18 protein-coding genes are annotated in these 23,741 nt (G+C 73.8%); 9 read left to right on the plus strand and 9 right to left on the minus strand.

What is annotated here, in order from left to right:
* The first annotated feature begins 78 nt into the window (after nt 1–78).
* The 5 genes from E4623_RS20790 to E4623_RS20810 all read left to right on the plus strand — a co-directional run bounded on the left by E4623_RS20790 (nt 79) and on the right by E4623_RS20810 (nt 3,603).
* Nucleotides 79–666: a DUF3618 domain-containing protein gene (locus tag E4623_RS20790; protein ID WP_134768499.1), complete on the plus strand. Its 588-nt coding sequence runs from the start codon at nt 79–81 to the stop codon at nt 664–666.
* 156 nt (nt 667–822) lie between these two features.
* On the plus strand, nt 823–1,557 hold the full coding sequence (locus E4623_RS20795) for a TIGR04086 family membrane protein (protein WP_134768500.1): 735 nt from the start codon (nt 823–825) through the stop codon (nt 1,555–1,557).
* Complete coding sequence (locus tag E4623_RS20800; RefSeq protein WP_134768501.1) at nt 1,554–2,081, plus strand: DUF2382 domain-containing protein; 528 nt, start codon at nt 1,554–1,556, stop codon at nt 2,079–2,081. Before E4623_RS20795 ends, E4623_RS20800 begins: the two co-directional genes overlap by 4 nt.
* A 101-nt stretch (nt 2,082–2,182) precedes the next feature.
* Nucleotides 2,183–3,028, plus strand: a complete 846-nt coding sequence (locus tag E4623_RS20805; protein WP_134768502.1) for a PRC and DUF2382 domain-containing protein — start codon at nt 2,183–2,185, stop codon at nt 3,026–3,028.
* A 140-nt stretch (nt 3,029–3,168) separates the two neighbouring features.
* Nucleotides 3,169–3,603 (plus strand): SRPBCC family protein, encoded by a 435-nt coding sequence (locus E4623_RS20810; protein WP_134768503.1) that lies wholly within the window; start codon nt 3,169–3,171, stop codon nt 3,601–3,603.
* Nucleotides 3,604–3,649: 46 nt separating this feature from the next.
* On the opposite strand, the gene E4623_RS20815 is transcribed toward E4623_RS20810, so the two are convergent.
* On the minus strand, nt 3,650–7,315 hold the full coding sequence (locus E4623_RS20815) for a lamin tail domain-containing protein (protein WP_167736786.1): 3,666 nt from the start codon (nt 7,313–7,315) through the stop codon (nt 3,650–3,652).
* A 163-nt stretch (nt 7,316–7,478) separates the two neighbouring features.
* Entirely contained in the window at nt 7,479–8,828 is a 1,350-nt protein-coding gene (locus tag E4623_RS20820) for a cytochrome P450 (protein ID WP_134768505.1), read from the minus strand.
* A 120-nt stretch (nt 8,829–8,948) separates the two neighbouring features.
* On the opposite strand from E4623_RS20820, the gene E4623_RS20825 reads away from it, so the two are divergent.
* On the plus strand, nt 8,949–9,521 hold the full coding sequence (locus E4623_RS20825) for a TetR/AcrR family transcriptional regulator (protein WP_167736787.1): 573 nt from the start codon (nt 8,949–8,951) through the stop codon (nt 9,519–9,521).
* Nucleotides 9,522–9,649: 128 nt separating this feature from the next.
* Here E4623_RS20825 and E4623_RS20830 read toward each other — a convergent pair whose 3' ends face one another.
* Nucleotides 9,650–10,309 (minus strand): hypothetical protein, encoded by a 660-nt coding sequence (locus E4623_RS20830; RefSeq protein ID WP_134768507.1) that lies wholly within the window; start codon nt 10,307–10,309, stop codon nt 9,650–9,652.
* A 271-nt stretch (nt 10,310–10,580) separates the two neighbouring features.
* Here E4623_RS20830 and E4623_RS20835 point away from each other — a divergent pair, with 271 nt between their 5' ends.
* Nucleotides 10,581–11,939, plus strand: coding sequence for a hypothetical protein (locus E4623_RS20835; protein ID WP_134768508.1), 1,359 nt, complete (start codon nt 10,581–10,583; stop codon nt 11,937–11,939).
* Nucleotides 11,940–11,950: 11 nt separating this feature from the next.
* Here E4623_RS20835 and E4623_RS20840 read toward each other — a convergent pair whose 3' ends face one another.
* On the minus strand, nt 11,951–12,583 hold the full coding sequence (locus E4623_RS20840) for a hypothetical protein (RefSeq protein WP_134768509.1): 633 nt from the start codon (nt 12,581–12,583) through the stop codon (nt 11,951–11,953).
* A 127-nt stretch (nt 12,584–12,710) separates the two neighbouring features.
* Nucleotides 12,711–13,439, minus strand: coding sequence for a hypothetical protein (locus tag E4623_RS20845; RefSeq protein WP_134768510.1), 729 nt, complete (start codon nt 13,437–13,439; stop codon nt 12,711–12,713).
* Between the two features lie 82 nt (nt 13,440–13,521).
* Here E4623_RS20845 and E4623_RS20850 point away from each other — a divergent pair, with 82 nt between their 5' ends.
* Nucleotides 13,522–14,328: a sigma-70 family RNA polymerase sigma factor gene (locus E4623_RS20850; RefSeq protein ID WP_134768511.1), complete on the plus strand. Its 807-nt coding sequence runs from the start codon at nt 13,522–13,524 to the stop codon at nt 14,326–14,328.
* 61 nt (nt 14,329–14,389) lie between these two features.
* Here E4623_RS20850 and E4623_RS20855 read toward each other — a convergent pair whose 3' ends face one another.
* On the minus strand, nt 14,390–20,671 hold the full coding sequence (locus E4623_RS20855; protein WP_134768512.1) for a DUF5979 domain-containing protein: 6,282 nt from the start codon (nt 20,669–20,671) through the stop codon (nt 14,390–14,392).
* 301 nt (nt 20,672–20,972) lie between these two features.
* On the opposite strand from E4623_RS20855, the gene E4623_RS20860 reads away from it, so the two are divergent.
* Nucleotides 20,973–21,239 carry a hypothetical protein gene (locus tag E4623_RS20860; RefSeq protein ID WP_134768513.1) on the plus strand — a complete coding sequence of 89 codons (267 nt, stop codon included), beginning with the start codon at nt 20,973–20,975 and terminating at the stop codon, nt 21,237–21,239.
* Nucleotides 21,240–21,307: 68 nt separating this feature from the next.
* Here E4623_RS20860 and E4623_RS20865 read toward each other — a convergent pair whose 3' ends face one another.
* The 3 genes from E4623_RS20865 to E4623_RS20875 all read right to left on the minus strand — a co-directional run bounded on the left by E4623_RS20865 (nt 21,308) and on the right by E4623_RS20875 (nt 23,587).
* Complete coding sequence (locus E4623_RS20865) at nt 21,308–22,003, minus strand: class E sortase (RefSeq protein ID WP_134768514.1); 696 nt, start codon at nt 22,001–22,003, stop codon at nt 21,308–21,310.
* A gap of 70 nt (nt 22,004–22,073) precedes the next feature.
* Nucleotides 22,074–22,826, minus strand: coding sequence for a GAF and ANTAR domain-containing protein (locus E4623_RS20870; RefSeq protein ID WP_134768515.1), 753 nt, complete (start codon nt 22,824–22,826; stop codon nt 22,074–22,076).
* Entirely contained in the window at nt 22,823–23,587 is a 765-nt protein-coding gene (locus E4623_RS20875) for a GAF and ANTAR domain-containing protein (protein WP_134768516.1), read from the minus strand. The genes E4623_RS20870 and E4623_RS20875 overlap by 4 nt, the downstream gene beginning before the upstream one ends.
* Between the last annotated feature and the right edge of the window lie 154 nt (nt 23,588–23,741).

Here is a 23,741-nt window from a genome sequence, read left to right on the forward strand (position 1 = left end):
GGTCTCGGGCCGATCGAACCTGAAGAAGGCCAACCCGCAGCTGCCGAAGACGCAGCAGACACTCAAGGAGGACGCACCATGGGCGAAGACACAGAGCAGCTGAGCACCGAGATCGCCGCCACCCGGGGCAACCTGGCCAACCACCTCGACGAGCTCCAGGACAAGGTCAGCCCCGCAGCGATCGTGGACCGCAAGAAGGCCGCCGCCCGCGACCGCGTCGGCAACGTCCGCAGCAAGGTCATGGGCAGCGCCGGCGGCGCGAAGGACTCCGTGACCGGCACCGTCTCCGGGGCCGTCTCCGGGGCCGGGGGCAGCGTCTCCGGCACCGCCTCCGAGGCGGCCGAGACCGCCAAGGACCAGTTCCAGGGCTCCCCCCTGGCCGCCGGTGTCGCCGCGTTCGGCCTCGGCATGGTCATCGCCGCCCTCGTCCCGGCCACCCGCGCCGAGTCGCGGGCCGCGGTGCAGGTCAAGGACGCCGTCCAGGACCACGCCCAGCCGCTGGTCGAGGACGTCAAGGCCGCCGCCGCCGAGGTCGGTGGCCAGGTCAAGGACAACGCCGCCGAGGCCGTCGAGCAGGTCAAGCAGACCGGCCAGGACGCCACCGGCCGGGTCAAGGACGAGGGCACCACCGCGGTCGAGACCGTCCGCACCGACACCCAGGGCTGAGCACGTCGGGGTGCGGGCGGTGACCTGTCTCGGTCCGCCCGCCACCCGGCGCCCGGGCCCGCGCCACGAGGCGCCCGAGCCCGAGACCGGACGACAGCCGAGACCGGCCGACCGGACACCGCACCGTCCGCACCCCTCCACCACCCAGGAGCACCCATGGCTCACCAGCACCGCCACGACCCGCCCGACCGACCGAGCCGCACGGGCGACGGCCGACCCGGGACCGACGGCCACGACCCCGTCGCCCGGCCGGACGGCGTCGACACCACGGCGTCCACGATCGCGCCGCCGCCCGACGAGCAGGTGGTCTACCGCGCCGACGAACGGGACGCCGGCCGGGCCGCCCAGCGCAAGCGGGTCGACCTCCTGGCCACCATCGGTGGTGCGCTCGCCACGCTCGGCACCCTGCTCCTCCTCTCGAGCCTCGTCTCCGCCGCGGTCGGGACCATCGGCTACCAGACCGGTGTCGACGACCAGGACCTCTCGATCGGCAGCCTCGTGGGCGGCCTGGTCGTGCTCTTCCTCGCCTGCCTCGTCGGCGGCTGGGTCGCCGGGCGCATCGCCCGCCACCACGGGGGCCTGCACGGGCTGCTGACGGTGCTCTGGCTGGTGCTGCTCGCCGGCGTCCTCGCCGCCCTCGCCGCCATCTTCGGCGACGACCTCGACGTCACCGGCGACGTCGGCCTCCCGAGCTGGTTCTCCCAGGACGCCTTCACCACGGCAGCGATCATCAGTGGCGTCGTGGCGCTCGTCCTCGCCCTCCTCGGCGGCTGGCTCGGCGGCCGACTGGCCGACCGCCACCGTCACGACGAGACCGTCGCGGTCGTGGAGACCCGCCGCAAGGTCCGCGAGCGGCCCGGCGGGATCGTCCGCGGGGGAGGTGCCCGATGAGCGGTCACGAGCACGACCCCCACGTCCCCGCTCACCCCGGCGACGCGAGCCACTCCCCTGACGCCACGGACCGTGATCCCGCGGCCACGTCCGACGACGTCTCGACCGTGCGCAGCGAGGAGCGCCTCGAGGTCACGCGCGAGGTGGAGGAGGCGGGTCGGGTGCGGGTGCGCAAGCACGTCGAGACCCTGCCCGTCGAGCAGACCGTGGAGCGCAGCGTCGAGCATGCCGACACCGAGCGCTCCGCGGCCGAGGAGGGCGACACCGGGGAGGTCATCACCCTCGCCGACGGATCGGTCTCCGTCCCGGTCTTCGAGGAGGTCCTCGTCGTGACCAAGAAGCTCGTCGTCCGCGAACGCATCGTCGTGCGCAAGCACACCGTCGTCGACGAGCACGTCCTGCAGACCGAGCTGCGACGCGAGCACGTCAGCGTCGAGACCGACGGCGACATCGAGGTCGAGGACCGCACCACCGCACGCACCCCCGTACCCCCGTCCGAGGAGCCTGGCTCCTCCGACGGGTGATCGACCCGGACCACCCCGCCCGTCGCCGGTCACCGGCACCGGGTGTCGTGGTCCGGCACCTGTCCGACGCATCACCTCAACCCACCATGTGAGGTACCACCATGCTCAACGACAACGACGTCCAGAACATCGAGGGCGCCACCGCCTACGGCCAGGACGGCGACAAGCTCGGCAAGGTCGGCCAGGTCTACCTGGACGACAACACCGGGCAGCCCGCCTTCGTCACCATCAGCACCGGCCTGTTCGGCACCAAGGAGACCTTCGTGCCGATCGAGCAGGCCAGCTACGACGGCGACCGCCTGACGCTGCCCTACAGCAAGGACCAGGTCAAGGACGCCCCGAACGTCGACATCGACGGCGAGCACCTCGACAAGTCCGAGGAGGAGCGTCTCTACCAGCACTACGGCCTGACCTGGGGCGGCGGCACCGGCACCGGCCACACCGACGCCGGCCACACCGACGCCGGCCACACCGACGCCGGCCACACCGAGGCCGGCTACGCCGACAGCGGGCGCGCCGGCAACACGGCCGGCACCGAGGGCCGCGACACCTCCGGACCCACGACCGACGACGCGATGACCCGCTCGGAGGAGCACCTCGAGGTCGGCACCACCGAGCACGAGGCGGGTCGGGCGCGGCTGCGCAAGTACGTCACCACCGAGACCGAGACCGCCACGGTCCCGGTCCGCAAGGAGCGCGCCGTCGTCGAGCGCGAGCCCGTCACCGACGTCAACGCCGGGGACGCGCTCGACGGCCCCGCGATCTCGGAGGAGGAGCACGAGGTCGTCCTCCACGAGGAGCGCGCCGTCGCCGGCACCACCACCGAGCCGGTGGAGCGGGTCCGGCTCGGGACCGAGACCGTCACCGAGGAGGAGCAGGTCTCCGAGGAGGTCCGCAAGGAGCACATCGAGGTCGAGGGCGACGTCCGCGACCGCACGACCGACTGACCCTGCGGCCGACCAGCAGGACCGACCAGCAGGACCGACGAGCAGGACCGACGAGGGGGCCCGGGGCGGCTGACGCCGACCCGGGCCCCTCACCCGTCAGGCGGGCCCCGAGACCCGGCCGACCGAGCAGGAGCGACGACATGGCGCAGACCGAGCGCAACATCTACACCGACCAACCGCTCGCGCACGTGTGGCTGTACCTGATCGACTTCCGCCACACAGCGCACTGGAACACCGCCACGACCGCGTCCGAGCGGGTCGAGGGCAGCGGGGCCGTCGGCAGCCGCTACCGCAGCACGCTCCGGTTCGCCGGGCGCGACCAGCGGGTCGCCTGGTCGCTCGACGCGGTCGAGGCCCAGCACCGGCTCGTGTTCTCCGGCACCGCTGGGCGGGTCCGGCTGCGCGAGACCTACGAGCTGACCGACCTCGGGGCCGAGGTCCGGGTCCGCTGGCTCGTCCGGTGGGGTGCGACCGGTGCTGCCGCAGCCCTGTCCCCGCTGCTGGTCCGCCCGCTCCGACGGACCGCCGAGGACAGCGCGTTGCGACTGGCGGCGACCCTGTCGCGCCCCCGCTGAACCGATCCTGGCCCCGGCTCGACCACGGACACCCCGCCGGCGTCGGTCAGCGAGCGACCTTCCGCGTGGACGAGACGCGGGTCAGGTCGCGGTATCCCGTCGCGGTGTAGGTCACCCGGAGCGTGATCCTCTTGCCCCGCACGGCCTTGGTCAGCGTCAGCCTGGCCGCCGTCCTGCCGCGCAGGACCTTGCCGCCGGCGAGCCACTGGTAGGTGACCCTGGTCGCGACGGACGGGGTGGCCACCTTCGCGGTCAGGGTCCTGCCGACCTTCACCTTGCCGGTGATCCTCGGCTTGCCCGCGACGATCGTGCCCCTCGCGACCGCCGGGGTCTGCGCGGAGACGGTGGTCAGGTCGGAGTAGCCCGCAGCCGAGGCCGAGACCCGCAGGCTGATCCGCTTGCCCGCGAGCTGGCCCACGAGCCTCAGCCTGCTGCTCGTGGCACCGGCGATCGGTGTGCCGTCGGCCAGCCACTGGTAGCGACGCGTCACCGCGGCCGGCGACGTGGTGCCGCCGGTGCCGGTCAGGGTCGAGCCGACCTTGGCCGTGCCCGCGATGCCCGGACGGGTGACCTCGACGATCGTGCCGGGGGCGGCGGTGGTCGAGAGGGTTCCCGCCCGGAGCGAGTAGCCGTCGGTGTCCCCGTCGTCGGCCCAGATCACCGCGACCGCACCGGCGGCGGCGGTGCTGAGCGGCGCGATGGCCATGCCCTCGTTGTTGAGGTTCGGCATGCCGGCCGGACGGTTGTACGACGCCGTCACGGCGAGGTCGCCGCTCCCGTCGACCTTCAGCACGTGGTAGACCCCGCCGCAGGTGTCGTCGCAGAGCGTCCACAGCTGCTGCCGGTCGGCGTCGTAGGCGACGTCCATGGAGAACGGGAAGCCCGACGACTCGACCTTGACCTCGACCGGGGCGGCAGCGGTCGCCAGCGAGAAGAAGTGCAGCTCGCCGGTGCCCTCGACGGCGGTGGCGAACAGGCCCGGGGTGGGCTGGTCGGCCGCCGCGTACGCCCGACCGTCGACCGTCCAGCCCGAGTCGACGAGGAAGGAGTCGGGGACGTAGGCGATGCCCTCGAGCCCGAGGTTGGAGCCGGTCGGGACGAACGGGTGGACGTCCCACTGGTGGGTCGCCGAGAGCTCGCCCGTCGACGCCGTCACGGTGCTGACGTCGTAGCGCAGCACGACGTTCGACGAGCCGCTCTTGTTGCGCTCGTTGTCGCGCTCCGAGGTGATGTAGAGGGCGCCGTCCGGGCCGACCGTCACGCCCTCGGAGTCCGGCTGGCCGTCACCGTCGGCGAAGGCCAGCGGTACGCCGCCCTCCCAGGCCGGGTCGTAGCTGTCGTAGGTGCCGGCAACGGTCCTCTTCAGCTTGAACAGGCGGCCCTTGTTCATGACCGCCCACAGGACGTCGCCACCCTCGGCGAAGGTCACGCCGGACACGTCGCCCTCGCCGTTGGTGCCGCCCTGCGGGGAGTCGATGTCGGTGAACAGGTCGGTGTCGGCGTCGGCGACGGTGACCTCGGTGCCCCCCGGCCACGTCCCGGCGGCCAGGGTGGGGCAGAGGTTGGCCGCGCCCCAGGTGGCCGACGGCGTCTCGATGTACGAGACCTGGCCGAAGCTGTCGCAGCGGCTGTAGGACGCGACGCCGGACTCCGTCCAGGAGTGACCGAGGAACGAGGCGCCGTCGCCGGGCCGCGTCACGGTCAGCGAGTCCACGGCGCCCAGACCGGTGATGCCCTCGGCCAGGAAGAAGCCACCCGCTGCGAGCGTGGTCGCGTCGGGGACGGTGAACAGCACGGTGCCCGTGTCGTCGCTGAGGGTCCAGCCGGAGATGTCGACGGGGGCGGTGCCGGTGTTGAGCAGCTCCGCCTTGCCGGCGACGTCGGAGACCTCGTTCAGCACCACGCTGGTGACCAGCGGGGCACCGGGACGGTGCTTGGTCGAGCACGAGGCGGTGTTGTCCTGCCCGATGCTGTGGACCGTGACCCGCCAGAAGTCGTCCGAGCCGTCGCGGCAGGCCGCGAAGGCCTTCGCGCCGGTGTTGGCGGCCGGGGTGTCCGAGGTCCCGGCGTCACCGTCGCCGTACGACGCCTCGTCGACCAGCTGCCGCTCGGTCGCGGTGGCGCCCGGGCCGTAGACCTTGACCGCGTCGCCCTCGCCGGACAGGCCCTTCTTCGACGAGAAGGCGACGTGGCCGCCGGCCGGGACGGTCATGGCGGTGGCGGGGGCCAGGGCCGTGCCGTTCCAGACCTGGAGGTCGGCGAGCGTCAGCGCGGAGGCACCGCTCGCGGCACCGCTGTCGGTCTGCCACCAGCCCTCGATGCTGACCGCGGCGGACCCGGTGTTCACGAGCTCGACCGCGTCGGCGATCGGCGTACCCTCCTGCCCGTTGTTGAGCGAGGAGATCTCGTTGATCTCGATGTCGTCCCAGCTCGGGTCGAGCTCGGGGGGCGGCGGCGGCGCGTCGCAGTTGTTGGCGGCACCCTTGGTGGGGACCGTCACCCGGAAGGCGCCGGTGCCGTCGGGGCAGCGCCCCCACGCGGTCGCGTGGGTGTCCACGGGCCACGCGGTGTGGTCGGCCCGCGTCACGCCGTCGGGGAGGTAGAGGTTGGCCTGGTCGCCCTTGCCGAAGCCGGCCGCGGTGTAGTCGACCGCGAGGAAGCCACCGGGAGCGAGCGTCGTGCCGGCGGGGATCGCCTGCAGGTGGGTCGGGTCCGTCGTGCCGGCGTCGTCGCTGAGGAGCCAGCCCGAGACGTCGACCGGCGCAGCGCCGACGTTGGTGAGCTCGACCCAGTCGGACGGGTCGGAGCTCGCCTCGTTGATCTTGACGTCGGCGGCGCCGGGCGCGAGCGGGCACGCGTTCGCGGCGCCGGGGGTGGCGGCCGTGGCCGTGACGAAGTCACCCGTGCCGTCGGGGCACCGGCCGTGCGACGGCGTGGCGTGGGCGCCGGTGGCGACGTAGCTGTAGCTGTCGACGACCGTGGTGCCGTCCGCCTCGAAGATGGTGATGCCGTCGCCGGAGCCCAGGCCGAAGTGGCCCACGAACGCGGCGTCGTCGGGGTTGAACGTGAAGTACTCGCCCGGCTCGAGCACCGTGCCGGCCGGGGCGAAGGTGATGTTGGCGTGCGTGGGGTCGGTGTCGACGGCCTGCCACCCGGAGATGTCGGCCGGCACGACGCCGACGTTGAGGAGCTCGACGAGGTCGGGGTTCGGGTTGGAGGCGACCTCGTTGAGGACCACCTCCGCCACGGGGCAGTCGTTCGCCAGTCCCGGCGTCGCCGAGGACTGCAGGACCATCGCGGCGGCGCCCTCGCACAGGCCGTGGGACGGCTCGGCGTGGGTGCCGGCGGGCCACGTGTACGAGTCGACCGGGGTTCCGCCCGAGGCGATGGTGACGGTGTCGCCCTTGCCCAGTCCGGGTCCGCCGACCGAGGCCATCGTGAACGAGTAGAGGTCCCCGGGCTGCAGGATCGTCGTGGCCGCCTTGATGGTGAACGGCGCGGATCCCTCGTCGGCGACGGTCAGGCCGGCGATGTCGACAGGCTCCGCACCGGCGTTGACCAGCTCGACGAAGTCGGTCGGGTTGGAGCTGACCTCGTTGATCCTGATGTCGGTGACGGCGGCCTCGGCCGGTGCCACGGAGAACGCCATCGAGACGGTGGCCGCGCCGAGGAGGACGGCGAGCAGGCCGGAGGTTCTGCGGTGTGGGCGCACGAAGGGATTCCTCGGGGAGTCGTGCCGGGGCCCGGTCCCACGGCGCATTGTTGAGAACGCGTCCACCCTGGGTGGTCCAGGGAAATGCGAGGCCAACGGGGCGCCAACTCGGACGTACGTCCAGCGGGCCGACCGGTGCCGGGACCCGTGCTCCTGCGCCGGGCTAGCGCAGGGTGGCGGGGAGGCTGGCGAAGCCGCGGAGGATGCGGGTGTCGCGACGGCGAGCACCCGACTGGACCTGGAGGCCGGGGTACCGGTCGAGGAGTCGCCGCAGCCCGACCTCGCCCTCCATGCGGGCCAGCGCGGCACCGAGGCAGAAGTGGCGACCTCCTGAGAAGGAGACGTGGTCGGCGGCGTTGCTCCGGGAGACGTCGAAGACCTCGGGGTCGACGAAGACGTCCGGGTCGAGGTTGGCGCCCGCGAGCAGCACCGTGACGACGTCCCCCCGGGGAACCCGGACACCCGCGACCACGGTGTCGCGCACGGCGGTGCGGCCGGTCAGGAGCACCGGCGGGTCGAGCCGCAGGACCTCCTCGACGGCGGCAGGCCACCGCTCGGGCTCGCGCTGGAGCAGGGCGAGCTGGGTGGGGTTGTCGTTCAGCAGGGCGATCCCGTTGCCCAGCAGGTTGACCGTGGTCTCGAAGCCGGCCGCGAGCACCAGACCGGCGGTGGCCCTCAGCTCGGCGTCGGTCAGGGCGGCGCCCTCGTCGTCGCGCGCGGCGACCAGCTTGCTCAACAGGTCGTCCCCGGGCTCGCGGCGCTTGCGCTCGATGTGGCCGGTCAGCCAGCTCTCGAACCGCGACAACGAGTCCTCCACGGAGCGGAGCTGGGGCCAGGACAGGCCGAGGTCCAGGCTCGGTGCCACGCCCGTGCCGAGCTCGAGCACCTGGCCGCGCTCGGACTCGGGCACACCGAGGATCTCCGCGATCACCGTCACCGGGAGCAGGGCGCAGTAGCTCCCCACGAGGTCGACCCGGCCCGCCGCCCGGCCGGCCCGCGAGTCGAGCTCGTCGAGCAGGTCGTCGGCGATCTGCTCGGTCCGCTCCCGCAGCTCGTTGACGGCCCGGACGGAGAAGACCCGGGTGACGAGCTTGCGCATGCGCGTGTGGTCGGGTGGCTCGGTGACCAGCAGCGACGGCGGGGTGAGCGGACCGATGGGGGCCGTCTCGGCCGCCCAGCGACTCAGCCGACCCCAGGGCCCCCCGCCCCGGCCGAGGTCGACGCCGGCGCGCACGTCGGGACTGGCGAGGACCTCACGCACGACGGAGTGACGGGCCGTGACCCACGCGTACCTCGAGCGCTGGACCGGTCCTGCGGCACGGATCTGGTCGAAGAGCTCCCGTGGCACCTCGCTGCTCGTGCTGGTCGCGACGATGAGCTGGGCGTGGAGGTCGCCGGCGCGGGCGGCGCGGCCGATCGCGCGCCTCGGGATCGCGTGCCCCAGACCCCAGCGCACTCCGGGGCGCAGGAGCTCGCGTCGCTGACGGGGGGAGGGTGTGGTGCTCGGCGGCATGCGCGCTCCTCGGACCGGGGATCTGGATACCCCACGGTATCGGATACGGCTGGGTATCGTGGTGGGGTGCCCGAGGACCGTCCACCCCCCGACCGTCGTCGCCGACCATCCCGTGAGGAGGTGCGACGGGCGCTCCTCGACGCCGCGGCCCGGGTGTTCGCCCGTCGCGGCATCGAGGCTGCCAGCCTCGACGACGTCGCGGCGGACGCCGGGTTCACCAAGGGCGCCGTCTACTCCAACTTCGGCAGCAAGGACGGCTTGGTCGCCGCGCTCGTCGCTGATCGCACCTCGGCCTACCTCGACCTCGGGCTCGAGGCTGTCGAGGACCTCGACGGGTCCATGGGGGCGCGGGCGCGGGTGCTCGGGGACAGGCTCACGGACGCCTCCGACGGGCAGCGCGACTGGCACCTGCTCTTCTTCGAGCTGTGGCAGCGGGCGGTGCGCTCGGGCGACGTCGACGACGTCTTCCGACGCCACCGCGACTCCCTCCGGGTCGCCGTCACCGCTGCGATCGAGGACCACGTCGACCGCGCGGGCGGCTCCCTGCCCCTGCCCGCCTCCGAGCTGGCGACCGTGTTGATGGCGCTGGCCAACGGCCTTGCCGTGGAGCGGATGGTCGCCCCCGACGACGTCGCTCCGGACCTGATGGGGCGAGTGCTGGCGCTGCTCGTGGCCGACGGGCCGGTCCCGTAGGTCGTGCGCGGCGGGGCGGCGGGTGTCGTCCCGCGTCTACGGACGACGTCGACCGGGAGGAGCAGGTCGGCGGGCGGCCGGGTGCTCGTCCGCGGGTGGCGGCTCGGGAGGCGTGTGAGGGTTCCTGCTCAGCTGGTCCAGCGCGCGTGGGCCCCCTGCCGCGACAACCCGGTGACCCGGCCGATCTCGTCCCACGACTGGCCTGCTGCTCGGGCGGCCCGCGCTGCGGTCCGCTCGGCACGGGCCGCGGCCTCGACGGCGAGGATCGCGGTCCGGACGTCCTTCAGTGCCCCGTCGGCACCGAGCGGGTGACCCCACCCTGCTCGCCCCTTGGGGATGCCCCCCCACCGCTTGCGGGCGGTCTTCATGCTGACTCCGGCAGCCGCGGCGATCTCGGCCCAGGAGTGCCAGGCGGCTCGGGCAGCCTCGACCGCCTCCTGCTGCTCTCCCGGCGACTCGTCGGCGACGGCCGCCCGGATCCGCTCGAGCGAGGTGTCACGAGCGGGCCCCGTCTCCACCGACCGCCACCGCACGTGTGCCGCCTGACGAGTGATCCGCGCTGCCCGGCCGATCTCCGCCCAGGAGTGCCGCGCCGCCAGCGCCGCCGCCACCATCTCCACGACGACCCGTTCGGCCCGGACCTTCTCCTGCGAGGCGACCCGGAGCCGGTGCAGCTCGGGACCGGCTCCCGCCTGCGCCCGCACCTGGACGCCTCCCGGTCCACCGAGGTCCGACCACTCGGGCGCCTGAGACTCACTCCACTGCTTCATGCCCGTCGTCTTCTTCATCACGCGTTCTCAACGCGCCAGGTGCGCCGAGGTTCCGGGCGACTTGGTGGAAGTTCACGGCGCGGTGGCGAGGACCTCCCGGCGCGGGGCCGACGGGGCCCGGGGAGACGCGCGCCGGCGGGCCGCGGTCGTCGTCGCGCTCGTCACCGGTGGGGGTGTTGGTGTCCCCCGACCATCACCGGCCAGGCGACTCCAGGCCGCCCTCGTCACGACGGGGGCCGCACCGCAGACACCGGATCGGCCCTCGTCAGCCCTGTGCCACCATGGCGGCGTGTCGTGGGTGACGGGGGTACACCTGGCTGCAGCGGTCCTGGCCGTCGTGACGTGCCTGGGCCTGCTCACCAGACGCGAGCGTCTGCAGGGCTCGACGCGCTTCCTGTTCTGGGCCACGGTCGGCACCGTCCCGTGGACGCTGTCGGTGACCCTGGTCAAGGCCGAGGGCATCCACCCGTGGCACCAGATGCTGTGGTTCCCCTCGATCGCGTTCAGCGGCGGTGCGATGCTGCTGTGGGCCGGCTGCTTCGCGCGCTACGACTGGCGCCCCTCGAACGGGCTCGTCGCGATGTGGCTGGGCGTGCCCGCGCTGATGCTGGCGCTCCGGGTGCTCTGGGGTCTGCCCTCGAGAGACCCGCTGTTCGTCGCCAACACGGTCTACTCCTTCGGCGTCCTCGTCGTCATGACGGTCTGGGTCTCCCAGCGGGCCAACGATCCGGTCCCGCTCGTGCGAACGATCGCGCGCGGCTTCCTGGCGACGTCGATCGTCATCCTCATCGCCGAGGCCTTCCGTCTCAACGTCACCGACATCGTGGCCTCCCTGGTCCTGGCACTGCTCGCCGCGACGACCCTGGTGGCGAGCGACCGGCTGCGGGTGCGCCCCAGCCCGGACGTGCTGATCGACGACCTGGGCGCCTTGCTGTTCGTCTTCGACCACGACCAGCGACTCGTCGACCTCAACGCGCCCGCCCGGCTCTTCTACACCCTGCGCGGGTCCGATCCGCCCGAGCGCGGCAGTCTCGGCGCCGAGCTGCTCGGAACCGACCTCGGCACGGTCGACGCGATCCTCGTCGAGCTCAGGGCCGGCACGGACCTGGTGCGGTTCAGTGGCTACGTGCAGCGCCTGCCGTCGCACGGCACGCCGTCCCGCGGCTGGGTCTGCCTCCTGCGCCGCTCGTCCCTCGCTGCTGCCGAAGGATCTCCGCGCAGCTCGCGCCTCGCCGTGATGAACCGGCTCCCGGCCTACGACCCGGACACCCGGGTGCTGTCGGCACGCTCCTTCGACCAGGCCCTGGCCAGCGCGGCGGCCTACCCCCGGGCCGGTTCGATCCCGGCGACCGCACTGGTGCTCGAGGCCGAGGACCAGACCGCGCTGGCGCAGGCGGCCCGTGCGGTGTCGGCGTCGTGGGAACACCGGCTGGAGACCGTCGCCGTCGGGCGCTGCGGAGAGCTGCGGCTCGCGCTCGTGGCCCGTGACGTGTCCCAGGAGGCCCTCGGCGCGTGGGCGGAGCAGGTGCTGGACGAGACCCGGGTCCGTCTGGTGACGCGCAGCGGGACGGTCGAGCACGCCCCCGCGCTGGTCGACGCCGCACTCGGTGAGATCGACGCCGGCCGGCGTCGTCCCCGGCCGACCTGAGCCGCCCCCCTTCAGTCCCGCGGGCCGACGGCCGCGCGGAGCGCCGACAGCATCCCGTCGGCCTGGTCGGCCAGCGACACCACGCGCACGGACAGCGCGCCAGGACCACCGATCGGCGAGCTGTCCAACCGCGCCCGGGCCATCGCGGGACGGTCCTCCGAGTCCCCCACGAGCAGCGCCACCACCAGGTGCGGTCGCGGGACCGACGGCGCCCGCAGCAGGCTGACGTCCTCCCCGGGCCGGTCCAGGAACGTCGCCAGGACCTGCGCTGCACCCTGCAGGCGGTCCGCCGGCCCGAGGACCGAGGCGAGGGGCGACGTCGCCTGCGCCGGGTCCACCTCGGTCGACCGGCCGCCGGCACGCACCTCGAGCAGCCAGGTCGGCACGGGGGCGTTGCTCTCGCCGAGACGGCTCCACAGGTGGCTCTCGAGCTCCTGCCACGTCCGGACGGCGACCTCGCGGCCCGCGCCTGCGGCCAGCTCCTGATGGACGGAGGCCCACGCGAGGGCGCAGTCGCGCAGCACCCCCGCGGGCAGCGCCTGGCCGGGCGCCAGATCGAGGACCAGCCGCAGGTCGTCCAGCACGGCCGAGAGCGGCAGCCCGTCGATGGCGGCCTGCTCGGTCATCGCGACGACATCGGACATCAGCGCGTCCTCGAGGCGGGCGTCGTCCCTCGGCGACCGTGCGTCCCCGGCGTCCCCGGCGTCCACGGGGCGCCTGCGGCCCCAGCGCGGTCGGTCGGCCCCGTCCCTCCCCTGCTGACCCATGCCCTCAGCCCGTGGGCCGCAGCAGACGCCCCACGGCGGCGACGTCACTCGGGACGGGCTCCAGGGAGACGACGGGCGGGGAGCCGGTGGCGAGCTCGGCACACCGGGCCGACAGCGCCGCGGCCCGGCCGGGGAGGGCGGAGGAGTCGGCCACCGCGGCGACGACGCGGTCGTGGCTCGGCTGCGGCGCGACCGCTGCGCCCGGGAAGATCCGCCTCGTCTCGGTGACCACGCGCGCCACCTCCTCGGCGGCGGGAGGCAGACCCTGGAGGGCGGACCAGGTCACCAGCAACAGTCGGCCGGGAGGGACCAGGCCGCCCCACGCGCCGCCCCCGACGAGACCATCCAGGAGACGCTCGACCTCGTCGAGGTCGGCGTCGTCCTGCCCGCGGGACGCCGGCCGGTGCGGTGCGGAGGCGGGCGGGGCGACCCCGTCCAGGAACGCGTCCGACCAGGCGACCGACGACGCCTCGATCATCCGGCTGGAGGTCCCGATGCCGACGACGGCGCACAGGATGTCGAGGTCGGCGAGGAGGTCCGGCAACGTGCGGCCGGCTCGGGCGTACCCGCGGCCGAGGGCCGCGAGGGCGACCTCGTCGACCGCGCCCCCGGGACCGTGCGGCCACAGGAGGGGCAGGTGGGCCCGCAGGTCCGGCGAGGTCGACGTCCCTGAGCGCGTCGGCCGTGCGCGAGCACGTGGGCTGAGCCGCTGCACCAGCCGCGTCCAGTCCACGTCCACCACCTCGGGTCTCGCGTCACGGACCTGTCCCGGCCCTGCGACCGCCCCGAACCGGCGCGATCGATAGCATAGCCAGGTGCTCAACCGCCTCCCCTCGCGCAGGCGCGCCGACCCGGAGACCACCGGGCGGGCCGCCGCCCGGGAGGACGGGGCGGTCGACCCACGGGTCGCGGAGCAACGACTGGTCGCTCGCGCTCGTGCGGGCGACCAGGACGCGGTGGCCGAGCTCTACGCCCTGCACCACCCGGTGGCCCTCGGGATCGCCCGCCGGTCGTGCCGCCCCTCGGACGTGGACGACGTGGTGTCCGAGGCCTTCACCAAGGTCCTCGACCTGATCGCGCGCGGAGGTGGGCCGCAGGTCTCGTTCCGCGCCTACCTCATCACCGCGGTGCGCAGCGCGAGCGCCGACCTCGGGCGGGCGCAGGCGCGGCTCCTCCCCTCCGACACCGTCGAGGAGCTGCAGCACGAGGCCTCGACCGCGCCGGACGACCAGCCTCACAGCACGCTCCGTGCCGACTCGGAGCTGCTGGCCGAGGCACTCTCGGGCCTGCCGCCGCGCTGGCAGCTGGCGATCTGGTGGACCACCGTCGAGGGCCGGTCACTGGCCGAGGTCGGCGACGAGCTGAACCTCAACGCGAACGCCGTGGCAGCCCTGGGCTTCCGCGCCCGGCAGGCGCTGAGGGACGCCTACCTCGCCCTGCACGTCGCGCAGAGCTCGGACCGGGCCTGCGGGGCCGTGCGAGGCGACTTCCCTGCCTTCGCGCGCGACCGGCTGGCCCCTGCCCGTGCCGACGCAGTCCTGGCTCACCTGCTCGACTGCCAGCCCTGCCGCGAGGTCATCGCCGAGCTGCGCTCGCTGCTGCTCCTCGGCGCCGCGCGCTGAGCCTCGGGCGTCACGGAGCAGCCCGCCGCGGGAGCCGCCCCAGGGGCGGCCCCCGCCACGCTCACCCGCGCACGGAGGTGCGGCGACGCCGCGACACGAGCACGAGCGCACCGGCCAGGACGAGCACCAGACCCGCCACGAGCAACACCCGCGCGGGGCCGCCGGTCGCCGGAAGGCCTCCCCCGTCGCCGTCGGGCGTGTCGCCGCCCGCGCCGTCGACGTCCTCGGCGAAGGTGTTGACGACGGTCACGGAGGCCCGTGGGTCGACCTCGACCGACCCGTCGGCACGACGGTCGGAGTCCTCGAAGGAGACCACGGCGTCCGAGGGTGCGTCCTGCTCCTCGACGGTGCAGGTCGCGCCGAGCGGCACGGTCACCACGCGACGCTCGCCGGACGACAGCTCGAACGCGGCGTCGGCGGGATCGAGCGCGACCTCGCCCTCGTCCGTGAGGCAGGAGAGCGCGAAGGAGTACGGGCCCGGGCCGCCCGGACCGACCACGCGCTTGGCGACGACCAGCTCGCCCGCGGCGAAGGTGTTGGTCACCTGCGCGTGCCGGGGCTGGCCGGCGACGACGACCGGCGCCGCCGGACCGGCGAACTCGACGGACGTCGAGGTCGCGCCGCCGGCATCGGTCTCCGCCATCCAGCACTGCGCGCCGACGGGGAGGTCGTCCACGACCACCGGGGTCCCAGCCCGCACCACGTGTGGCTCGGCCGTGAGCAGGGGCGTCACCGACTCGCCCTGGGGCAGCACGCAGGTCACGGCGACGGTGAACTCGCGGTCCGAGGCGTAACCCGCCGCGGCGCCGTCCACCACCTTGTCGATCACCAGCGAGGACAGGGCGAAGGTGTTGGTCACCTCCAGCTCCATCGTCTGGACGTCGTCGGGCGAACCCCCCGCGACCACCAGGCCGGTGTCGTAGGAGTGCGCGTCGATGGTCGTCGCGGTCGCGCCTCCGGCGTCGCTCTCGGCGGCCCAGCACCGCGTCCCCAGAGGCAGCAGGACCGGGTCGCCCTGCGCGTCCAGGAGCTCCAGCCGCTCGCCGCCATTGATGCGGACCGCGTCGGAGAACAGCACTCGGGTGGCGTCACCCAGGGCGCAGGTGACGTCGACGGTGAACTCGGCCTCCGTGGCGTAGGCCTCCGTGGCACCGTCGCCGTCGAGCGCCTTCGCGAGCGCGACCGTGCCGGCCGAGAACTCGTTGGTGAAGGTGGCCTGCACGGTGTTGTCGGCGGCGTTCTCCACGATCGTGACCGTGACCGGGGGCGGGGTGACGTCGGCGCCGCCGTCGTCGGTCTCCGTGACGGTGCACTCGGCTCCGATCGGTAGGACCAGAGGCACGTCGGCCACCAGCTCCCGCAGGTCGCCGTCCCGCTCCAGCGCGACGGTGACGGGCGCGATCGGCGCACCCTCGAAGGTGCAGGCCACCTCGTACTCGAAGGGACCGTCGGGCAGCGAGGCTCCGGCTCCGCTGAGGAGCTTGAGGACCTGCAGGCGTCCCGCCTCGAACGTGTTGGTCACGGTGAGGGCCAGCTGCTGCGGCGACCCGGCGGTCACCAGCACGCCTGCGGCGGGGGCCACCGTGCTGCTCGTGGCGCCCCCGTCGTCGAGCTCGGTCGCCGTGCACGTGGCGCCGACCGGGGCGTCGATGACCTCGGTGTCGTCGCCGACGAGATCCACGGTGACCGGGAACCCGGTCGCCGTCACCCCGTCCATGGCGCACAGCACCTGCACCGGGTACGTCGTCGACAGGCCGTACTCGTCGGCGTCGCCCTCGACCGACTTGGTGACGGTGAGCCCGGCGAGCGGATAGCTGTTGGTCACCGTCACGACCGTGGCCGGGGCCGGGTCGACCCCGAGCTGCGGCGCGATGGTGACGACCGCCGGGTCGTCCTGCGGGTGGTTGGTGACGCCCCCGAAGGGGTCGACCTCCCAGACCTCGCACTCCGCTCCGGCCGGGATGCCCGTCACGTCCGCGGACTCACCGGGACGCACGAGCAGGCTGCCCTCGGCCACGGTCTGCGCCGGGTTGCCCACCGGGTCGATCGAGCAGGAGTAGGCCAGCTCGAACTCACGGTCGGAGACCGGGAGGCCGCCGGGGTTGGCCAGCAGCTCCTTCTCCACCCGCAGCGTGCCGTAGGCCAGCGCGACGCCGACCTGGATCGGCTCGGTCGGCGGCAGCACGCGGGTGCTGCCACCGCCGCGCAGCGTGGTCTCGGCGTGGCCGAAGGAGTTCCACGCGATGGTGGGGTCGGCAGCGCGCTCGACGTCCAGCGGCGTGTTCATCGAGAACGCGATGCTGACTCCCTGGCCCGGCGCCAGCGGCGTCGACCAGGCGACGCGCATCTGGGCCGCGACGGCCTCCGGGCCGAACGGGTCCGCCCAGGCGCCGGCGCCGCACGCCGAGGTCATGGCGAGGTCGGTCGTGCAGACCCCCGCCTCCGAGTGCGCGTACGACGTCGTGAGCGTGCCGCTGCCGATCAGCACCGGCGCCGTGGCGAGCGTCGGGCGGTGGTCCCACTGGGTGCCGCGGTCGGTGCCCGTGAGCACGACGCCCTTGTCACCCTGGACCGGGAACCGGTCGATGATGCGCATGGTCGTGGCCGGCTCCGTGCCGGAGTTGACCATCCGCAGCAGGTAGTCGTACCGGTCGCCCGGGTTCACCAGCGCGATGCACGGGAACGCCGTGTAGGTGCGCCCCGCCTCGGTCAGCGAGGGGCAGCCCGCGGCGCCGACGGGCACGGCGTTGCCCGCGCGGTTGTCGAACCACCCGAGCTCGTCGTTGCCGGCCACCCACTTGCGCGCCTCGAACGCGGCGCCGGCCTTGGTGGTCACCGCCGCCGTGTCGGTGCACCACGTGCCGGCCCCGAGCTCACCGTCGCTCTGGGTGCCGGTGCCCGGAGCGCAGGCCAGCTCGTCCGCGGAGGAGATGGCGCCCATGAGGTTGGTGTTGACCTGGCCCTCGGTCACGCCGGGCGCGAGCTTGACCTGGATCTCGATCGTGAACGTCGCACCGGGACGCATCACCCAGCCGTCGAAGCCCCAGCGCAGGCCGGTGACCCGGCCGCCGGGCGCGGCGGTGGTGGTGAAGGTGGGCGTGGGCGGCTGGGCCGTGCCGGCCGGCACCTGCACGTCGACCACGCGGTAGCCCACGTTGCCCGCGAAGGTCTCGTCGAACGACAGGCCGGGCGGCAGCAGGTCGCGCACGACCACGTCGGGCAGGTCCGCCGTGCCGGAGTTGGTGACGGTGAGCCTGAACGGCGCCGTCTCCCCCGGGACGATCGCGCTGTCCGGCGTCTTGTCCACGTCGAGCTCGGGGTCACCCTCGGCGAGCACCAGGTCGGCAGTGACGGGGGCCACCGGGTTGAGCACGCCGGGCGCCTGGAGCCGGGTCTCGTAGCCCCCCACCAGGGTGTTCTCGAGGTCCTCCGGGACCGGCTGGGCGGGGTCGGACCGGAGCGTCTCGCGCGGGTGGACGTCGAGGACGACGACGGCGGTGCAGCCGGCCGGCGTGGGCGTGCCCTCGCACGGGCGGATGTCGTAGCCACCGCTCGCGGACGTGAACGTCGCCCGGACGCCCTGGACGTCGCCGGCGGCGACCCCTGCCGGGAGCGGGAAGGCCGAGGCGCCCTTGGCGACGGGGGTGCCGGAGACCCAGCCCGTGCCGTCGAAGACGTCGATGCGCACGCGGTCGGAGGCGAGCGGGAACTGCACCGAGGCCACCTTGCCGAGGTCGACGGCGTCGAAGAAGTCGCGGTCCTCGTCGGTCAGCTGCAGCTGGCGGGCGCTCATGTTGCCGGTGTTGGCGATGGTGAGGCGCACCTGCGCGGTCTGGCGCGGCACCCCCGGGATCGGGGCCACGAGCCGCCCGGGCGCGATGCTCTTGTTGATCGCGGCGGCGGACGAGGCGGGGGCGGACTCGAGACCCGGCGAGCAGACGGGGTCACCGTCCCAGCCGACGGCACCGGCGGCGAAGCAGTTCGACAGCGTCACGCCGTCGGGCACCCCGTCGCGGCGCGTCGTCACCAGGTCCAGGAACACCGCCCTGGTCGGGGCGAGCTCGCCGTCCACGACGGCACGCACGCCGGTCGACCGGGTCAGCAGGGCGGTGTCCGCGCCGGCGTAGGCCACCCAGGCGCCGGCGCCGCCGGCGGCTGCGGGGTCGAACAGCTCGAGCGCCACGGCGGGGACGCCGGTGTCCTTGCGGACGGCGGCCGACACGATGCGGACGATCGCGAACGGGTTGCCGGCGGCGCGCGGCGTGCCGTCGGCCTCCGTGACGGGGTCGGACAGCACCGCGTCGACCAGCGGCACGTTGCCGTTGTTGCGAAGCGTGATGCCGAAGTCGACCGGCTGCCCGGGCGGCAGCTGGGTCTGGCTCACCGTCTTCGTGCCGGTGCCCGACGAGCGCGGGCTCTCGACCGCCAGCGACTTGCAGGCGCTGCCGGACGTCGTCCCGGTGCTGTTGGACGTCGTCGCCTTCGCGCTGTGCTGCGCGCAGTTGACGACACCTGGGGACGAGCCGTTGGGCAGGTCCTGCGCGGTCACCGAGGAGTTGAGGGTGCCGTGCACGTCGAGGTACGCCGTCGCGTCGATCGCGATGGAGGGCTGGCCGGCGCCGTCCACACCGGTGTAGACGACCTCGATCCGCGAGGGGCGGGTGCCGCTGCGGGCCACGTCGATCGTGGCGCCGGCCGTGCGGTCGGTGACCAGGTCGGCGCTGCCGTCGGCGTAGGACACGACCAGGTGCGCCGAGGTGGCGCCGGAGGGGAACCGCAGCCGGACCAACGTGGCGTCCAGCTTGGCGAACTCGCCCGTCGGCGCCCCGGCGTCGGGCTCGACCACCCGGATCTCCTGGAGCGGGAAGGCGGACTTGTTCTGGACCCGGACGGTCGCGGTCACCGGCGAGCCCTCGCCGACGACGGCGTACTCGCCGTTCTCCCGGGAGAAGTCGCCGTCGGTGTCGGCGACGTAGTCCTTGGAGGCGTCGACGAGCACGGTGCTCGGCAGGACGTCGTAGGTGTCGCAGGCCGCGGGACCCGAGGTGAGCGCCCCGAGCTCGTCGACGGCCGCAGGGACGGCACAGTTGGTCGTCGTGAGCTTCTGGGTGGGCTCGAGCGGCGCCCCGGTGGAGCGCACGGTGTCGCGCAGGACCAGCCCGGCGCGCACGGAGCCACCGGTGGAGTCGAACGGGAGCGCGTCGCCGCCGGCGTCGGTGAAGACCACCGAGAAGCCGGTGACGTCCTCGACGTCGACGCCGGCCGGCAGGGCGAGCGTCACCGGCCCGGGACCGCCGGCGGCGGGACCGGCGACCTGGTCGGCCGCGGCGCACGTCGGCGTCGCCGCGGTGCAGACCAGGAGCCGCGCGGTGTCCGTGCCGGCGGGGAAGCGCTCGACCTCGACCCCCGTCAGGTCGAAGCGCTCGTAGGTCGACGGCGTGACGTCGCCGACCCGCAGCTCCTCGACGGTGACGGAGCTGGAGGAGGCGTTGCGGATGCCGAGGACGACCTGCGAGGCCTCCGCCGACCCGGCGACCGCCGAGCCGTCGTTCCACGACTTGGTGGCGACGGGCTTGACGTCACGCGGCACCGACACGGTGATGTCGGCCTCGGCGGAGGCCTGGTCGGCGTTGTCGGCGACCGTGGTCGCGGTGTTGGTGATCGTCGTGCCGTCGGGCGCCGGGGTGTTGGCGGGGACGCGCATCCCGATCTCGAGCACCCGGGTGGCCCCGTCGTTGAGGCCGATGGCCCCGACCGGCTCCTGGAGCGGCTCGATGAACCGCACCGTCAGGGTCCGGGTGGCGGCCACGTAGGTCACCTCACGCGTCGACGTCGACGACGGCAGCGAGGTCACGTCCAGGCCGGCCGGCAGGACGTCGGTGACGGACTGGTTGATGCAGCCGGCCGTCAGCCCCGAGCACCGCGCGGTCAGGATGTAGGTGAACTCGCTGCCGGGCACGGCGGGCGCGCCCTCCAGGCTGGTCTCCTTGGCGATGCCCACGACCGACTCGGCGGCCGCGGCCGCCGCAGCAGGTCCGACACGTCCCCCGCCGGGCTCCCCGCCGCGCTCGTCGTCCCCGTCGTCCCCGTCGTCCCCGTCGGAGGTCTCGGGTGCCTCCGGCGTGCCGGACGGTGCCTCCTGCGGAGCTGCCGGCCCCGAGGGCGAGGCACCCCCGTCGCCGTCGGACGCGGCCCCCGGTGTCGTCGTGGACGGCTCCGCGCCCGCGGAACCCGGTGCCGAGGCCCCGTCCTGGCTGACCGCCGGCTGCTCGTCCGACGCCGCGACCGCAGCGCCCGACGCCAGTCCGGTCATCGACACCACCACGGCGACCAGTGCCCACATCAGCGCTCGGCGCGACCAACCCATCCCCACTGCCACCACTGCTACTCCCGATCCATGCTCGCGGTCCACGCGAGTCCGTCTGCTTCGCGGCAGGGCAGATCGCCTCAACCGCACCTGAAGAAGACGTCGGGGGCGGCGAGTCCTTACGGACGGTCCGACGCGCGTCGCACTGGTCCAGACCACGCCTCCCCACCGGAGCCCGGTGACGCCGGCGCCTCGTCCTGGCCGCCGGTCGACCCACGGCGAGCCCCGCACGACCTGCCCCCACGTAAGGAGATCGCCGTCGGGTCGTCTCCAGGGCATGAGAACCCTCATCGCCCGCTACCGCCGCCGACGGCGGCGCCGGCCGACGCGACCCTCGCCGCAGGCCGGCCCACCCGAGGTCCCGGACCACGAGAGTCTGGTTCGATCCCTCACCCCCTCCGAGTGGGCGGCCGTCCTGGACCTCCTGCACGACGAGATCGCCCAGGGCTGGGTCCCCCAGCACGCGGACGTCGTGGCCGCCCTGGACGTCCTGCAGATCGCCCGCTCCCCGCGCCGGACGTCGGACGGGGCCGCCGACCGCTGACCGCTGCCGGGCCGGGCCGGGCCCACCGACGACGAGCACCTGCTCCAGGCGGGGACACCCGGGGTCGGTCAGCGCTTCTCGACGGACTCGAGGTGGCCGAAGGCGATCAGGCGGTCGTCGGTGTGGAAGAGCTCGGCGCAGGTGGTGAGGGTGATGAGGCGCTCGGCCTGCGGGTCGGGTCCGACGCCGCCGTCGGGGTTGACCGGGACGGGGGCGAGGACCCAGTCGGCGGTGAACGGGACGCGGAGCTCCTCGCCCCCGGTGTCGAGGACGTAGGTGTAGACGGCGTCCCGGGTCTCGACGACCAGCTCGTCGCCCGCCTCGAGCTCGGGCATGTCGCGCAGCGGCTCGCCGTGGGTGACCCGGTGACCGGCGAGGGCGTAGTTGCCGACCTCGCCGGGCTGCGCGGAGTCCTCGAAGTGGCCCATGCCGGAGGCCAGCGCGTCGTCCGCGACGCCCTGCAGGACCGGGACGGCGTAGTCGTCGCCGAAGGCGGGCACCCGCAGGACGGCGGCGGCCCTGCCCTGGTCGGTCTCGACGTCCGTGGCGCCGGTGGGGTCGTCCCAGGTCCGGTGGAGCGCGTCGACGGTCTCCTGGTGCCGCTTCTGCGACACGATGTTGGTGCCGTACATCTGCCAGGCCACCCATCCCAGCAGGGAGAGGCCGGTGAGCACCAGCGCAAGACCGAGCCAGAACGACCAGCCGCGGCGACGTCGCCGGGTGGGAGGCGCCTCCGCGGTCCGGTCGTCCTGACGGTCGGTCACTCGCCGTCCCCGTCCAGCTCGACCGGGGCGGCGATGGCGGTGACGGTCCTGGTGGGCCGCTGCAGGGTGGTCAGGTCGCGACGCCCGGGGTCGCGGCGTACGCCAGGACCACGGCGCCGTCCAGGTCCCGGTTGACGATCCCGGTGGCGACGTCGCTCAGCTTGCGTCCGTGGTTGCGGGCGTAGCGGCGGAGCACGTCGAACGCGTCGCTCATCGTCAAGGCGCCGGTGTGGGCGATGATCCCCTTGGCCTGCTCGAGCACGATCCTGCTCGTCAGCGCGTGCTGGAGCTGCGCGTTGACGGTGACCAGGTCGACCGCGGCCCGTTCGTTGACGACGGCGACGCCGGCGACCTGGGCCAGGGCCTGAGCCAGGTCGAGGTCCTCGGTGTCGAGACGGCCGACGCGGTCGCCGAAGAGGCCGAGCGTGCCGATGGAGTGCCCGCGCAACAGCATCGGCAACGCGTGCACGGACAGGAACCCCGCCTTCCGGGCCGCCGGGACGAACTGGGGCCAGCGCTCCTCCTCCTCGGTCAGGTCCCCGGCCACGATCACCGCGCTGTCGCGGTAGGAGTCGAGGCACGGACCCTGGTCGCGCTGGAGCTGGAAGGTCTCCAGGTGCTCCGTGCGCTCGGAGGACGACGCCGCGAGGTGCAGCGTGCCCTTGCCGTCGGACAACAGCAGTCCCGCCGACGCGACGTCCAACAGGTCCGCGCAGTGGGTCGTCAGGGTGGCGAGCATGTCGATCACGTCGTAGTCACCGGCCAGCTCGTTCGACAGGTTCACGAAGGCACGAATGACCCGGCGTTCTCTGCTGTCGTTCATCGGGGTGTCCCGTCGTCGTCGTCGTCGCGCGGAAGGACCAGCCTGCGTTCGACGATGGCCCACGCGACCTCGCTCGCGGTCTGACCCGTGGCGATGGCGTGGCCCCTCAGGCGCACCAGTGCCTCGGCGGCGTCGACGTCCAGCTGGGCGATCAGCATGCCGGTGGCCTGGTAGACCTCGATCCGGTCGATCTCGGCCAGGCGGCCCCAGGCGGCGTCCTCGCCCTCGGCCATCAGCCTGCTGTCGACATCACCCACACCCGCGTCGCTCGCCAACGAGTCGAGGAGGGTCAGGGAGGCCAGCTCGGCGGCCATCAACGCCCCGGCCAGCTGCTCGTCGGCCAGCGGTCCGGGCCGCGTCCGGAAGAGGTCCAGGGCACCGACGGAGACCGAGGTGATGTTGATCGGCACCGCGAAGACGCTGCGGATCCCGTCACCCAGAGCAGCACCGACGAACCCGGGCCACCGCACCTCCCGGACGGAGTCGAGGTCGGGGGCCAGCACGGCGCGGCCGGTCGCAGCCGCATCCAGGCACGGTCCCTCGCCGAAGGTGAACTGATACTCGTCGACCCGACGGCTGATCTCGTTGCTCGAGCCGAAGGTCCCGCGGGTGGACCCGTCGAACACCATCGAGACCGCCGCGCCGTCCACGTCGAACAGTGCCTCGCACGCCAGGCACAGCTCGTTGGCGGCCGGGAGCCCAGGCTCAGCACTGGCAACAGCGGCGTTCAGCTCGGCGCGCACGACCTCCAGCGACGGCATCGCCCACCCCTCTCGTTCCGGTTGACCATGGGAACCACCGGCGACGGCGCCCGTCGGAGGAGACCCGACCGCCGCCGAGCTGACCCAGCTCGCACCGTGCACCTGACCACGAGGGCGGGCAGCACGGGTGTGCCCCCAGCCTACGCGCACGGAC

This window comes from Nocardioides sp. 1609 (assembly GCF_004522105.1).
In the GTDB taxonomy this organism is placed as follows: Bacteria; Actinomycetota; Actinomycetes; order Propionibacteriales; family Nocardioidaceae; genus Nocardioides.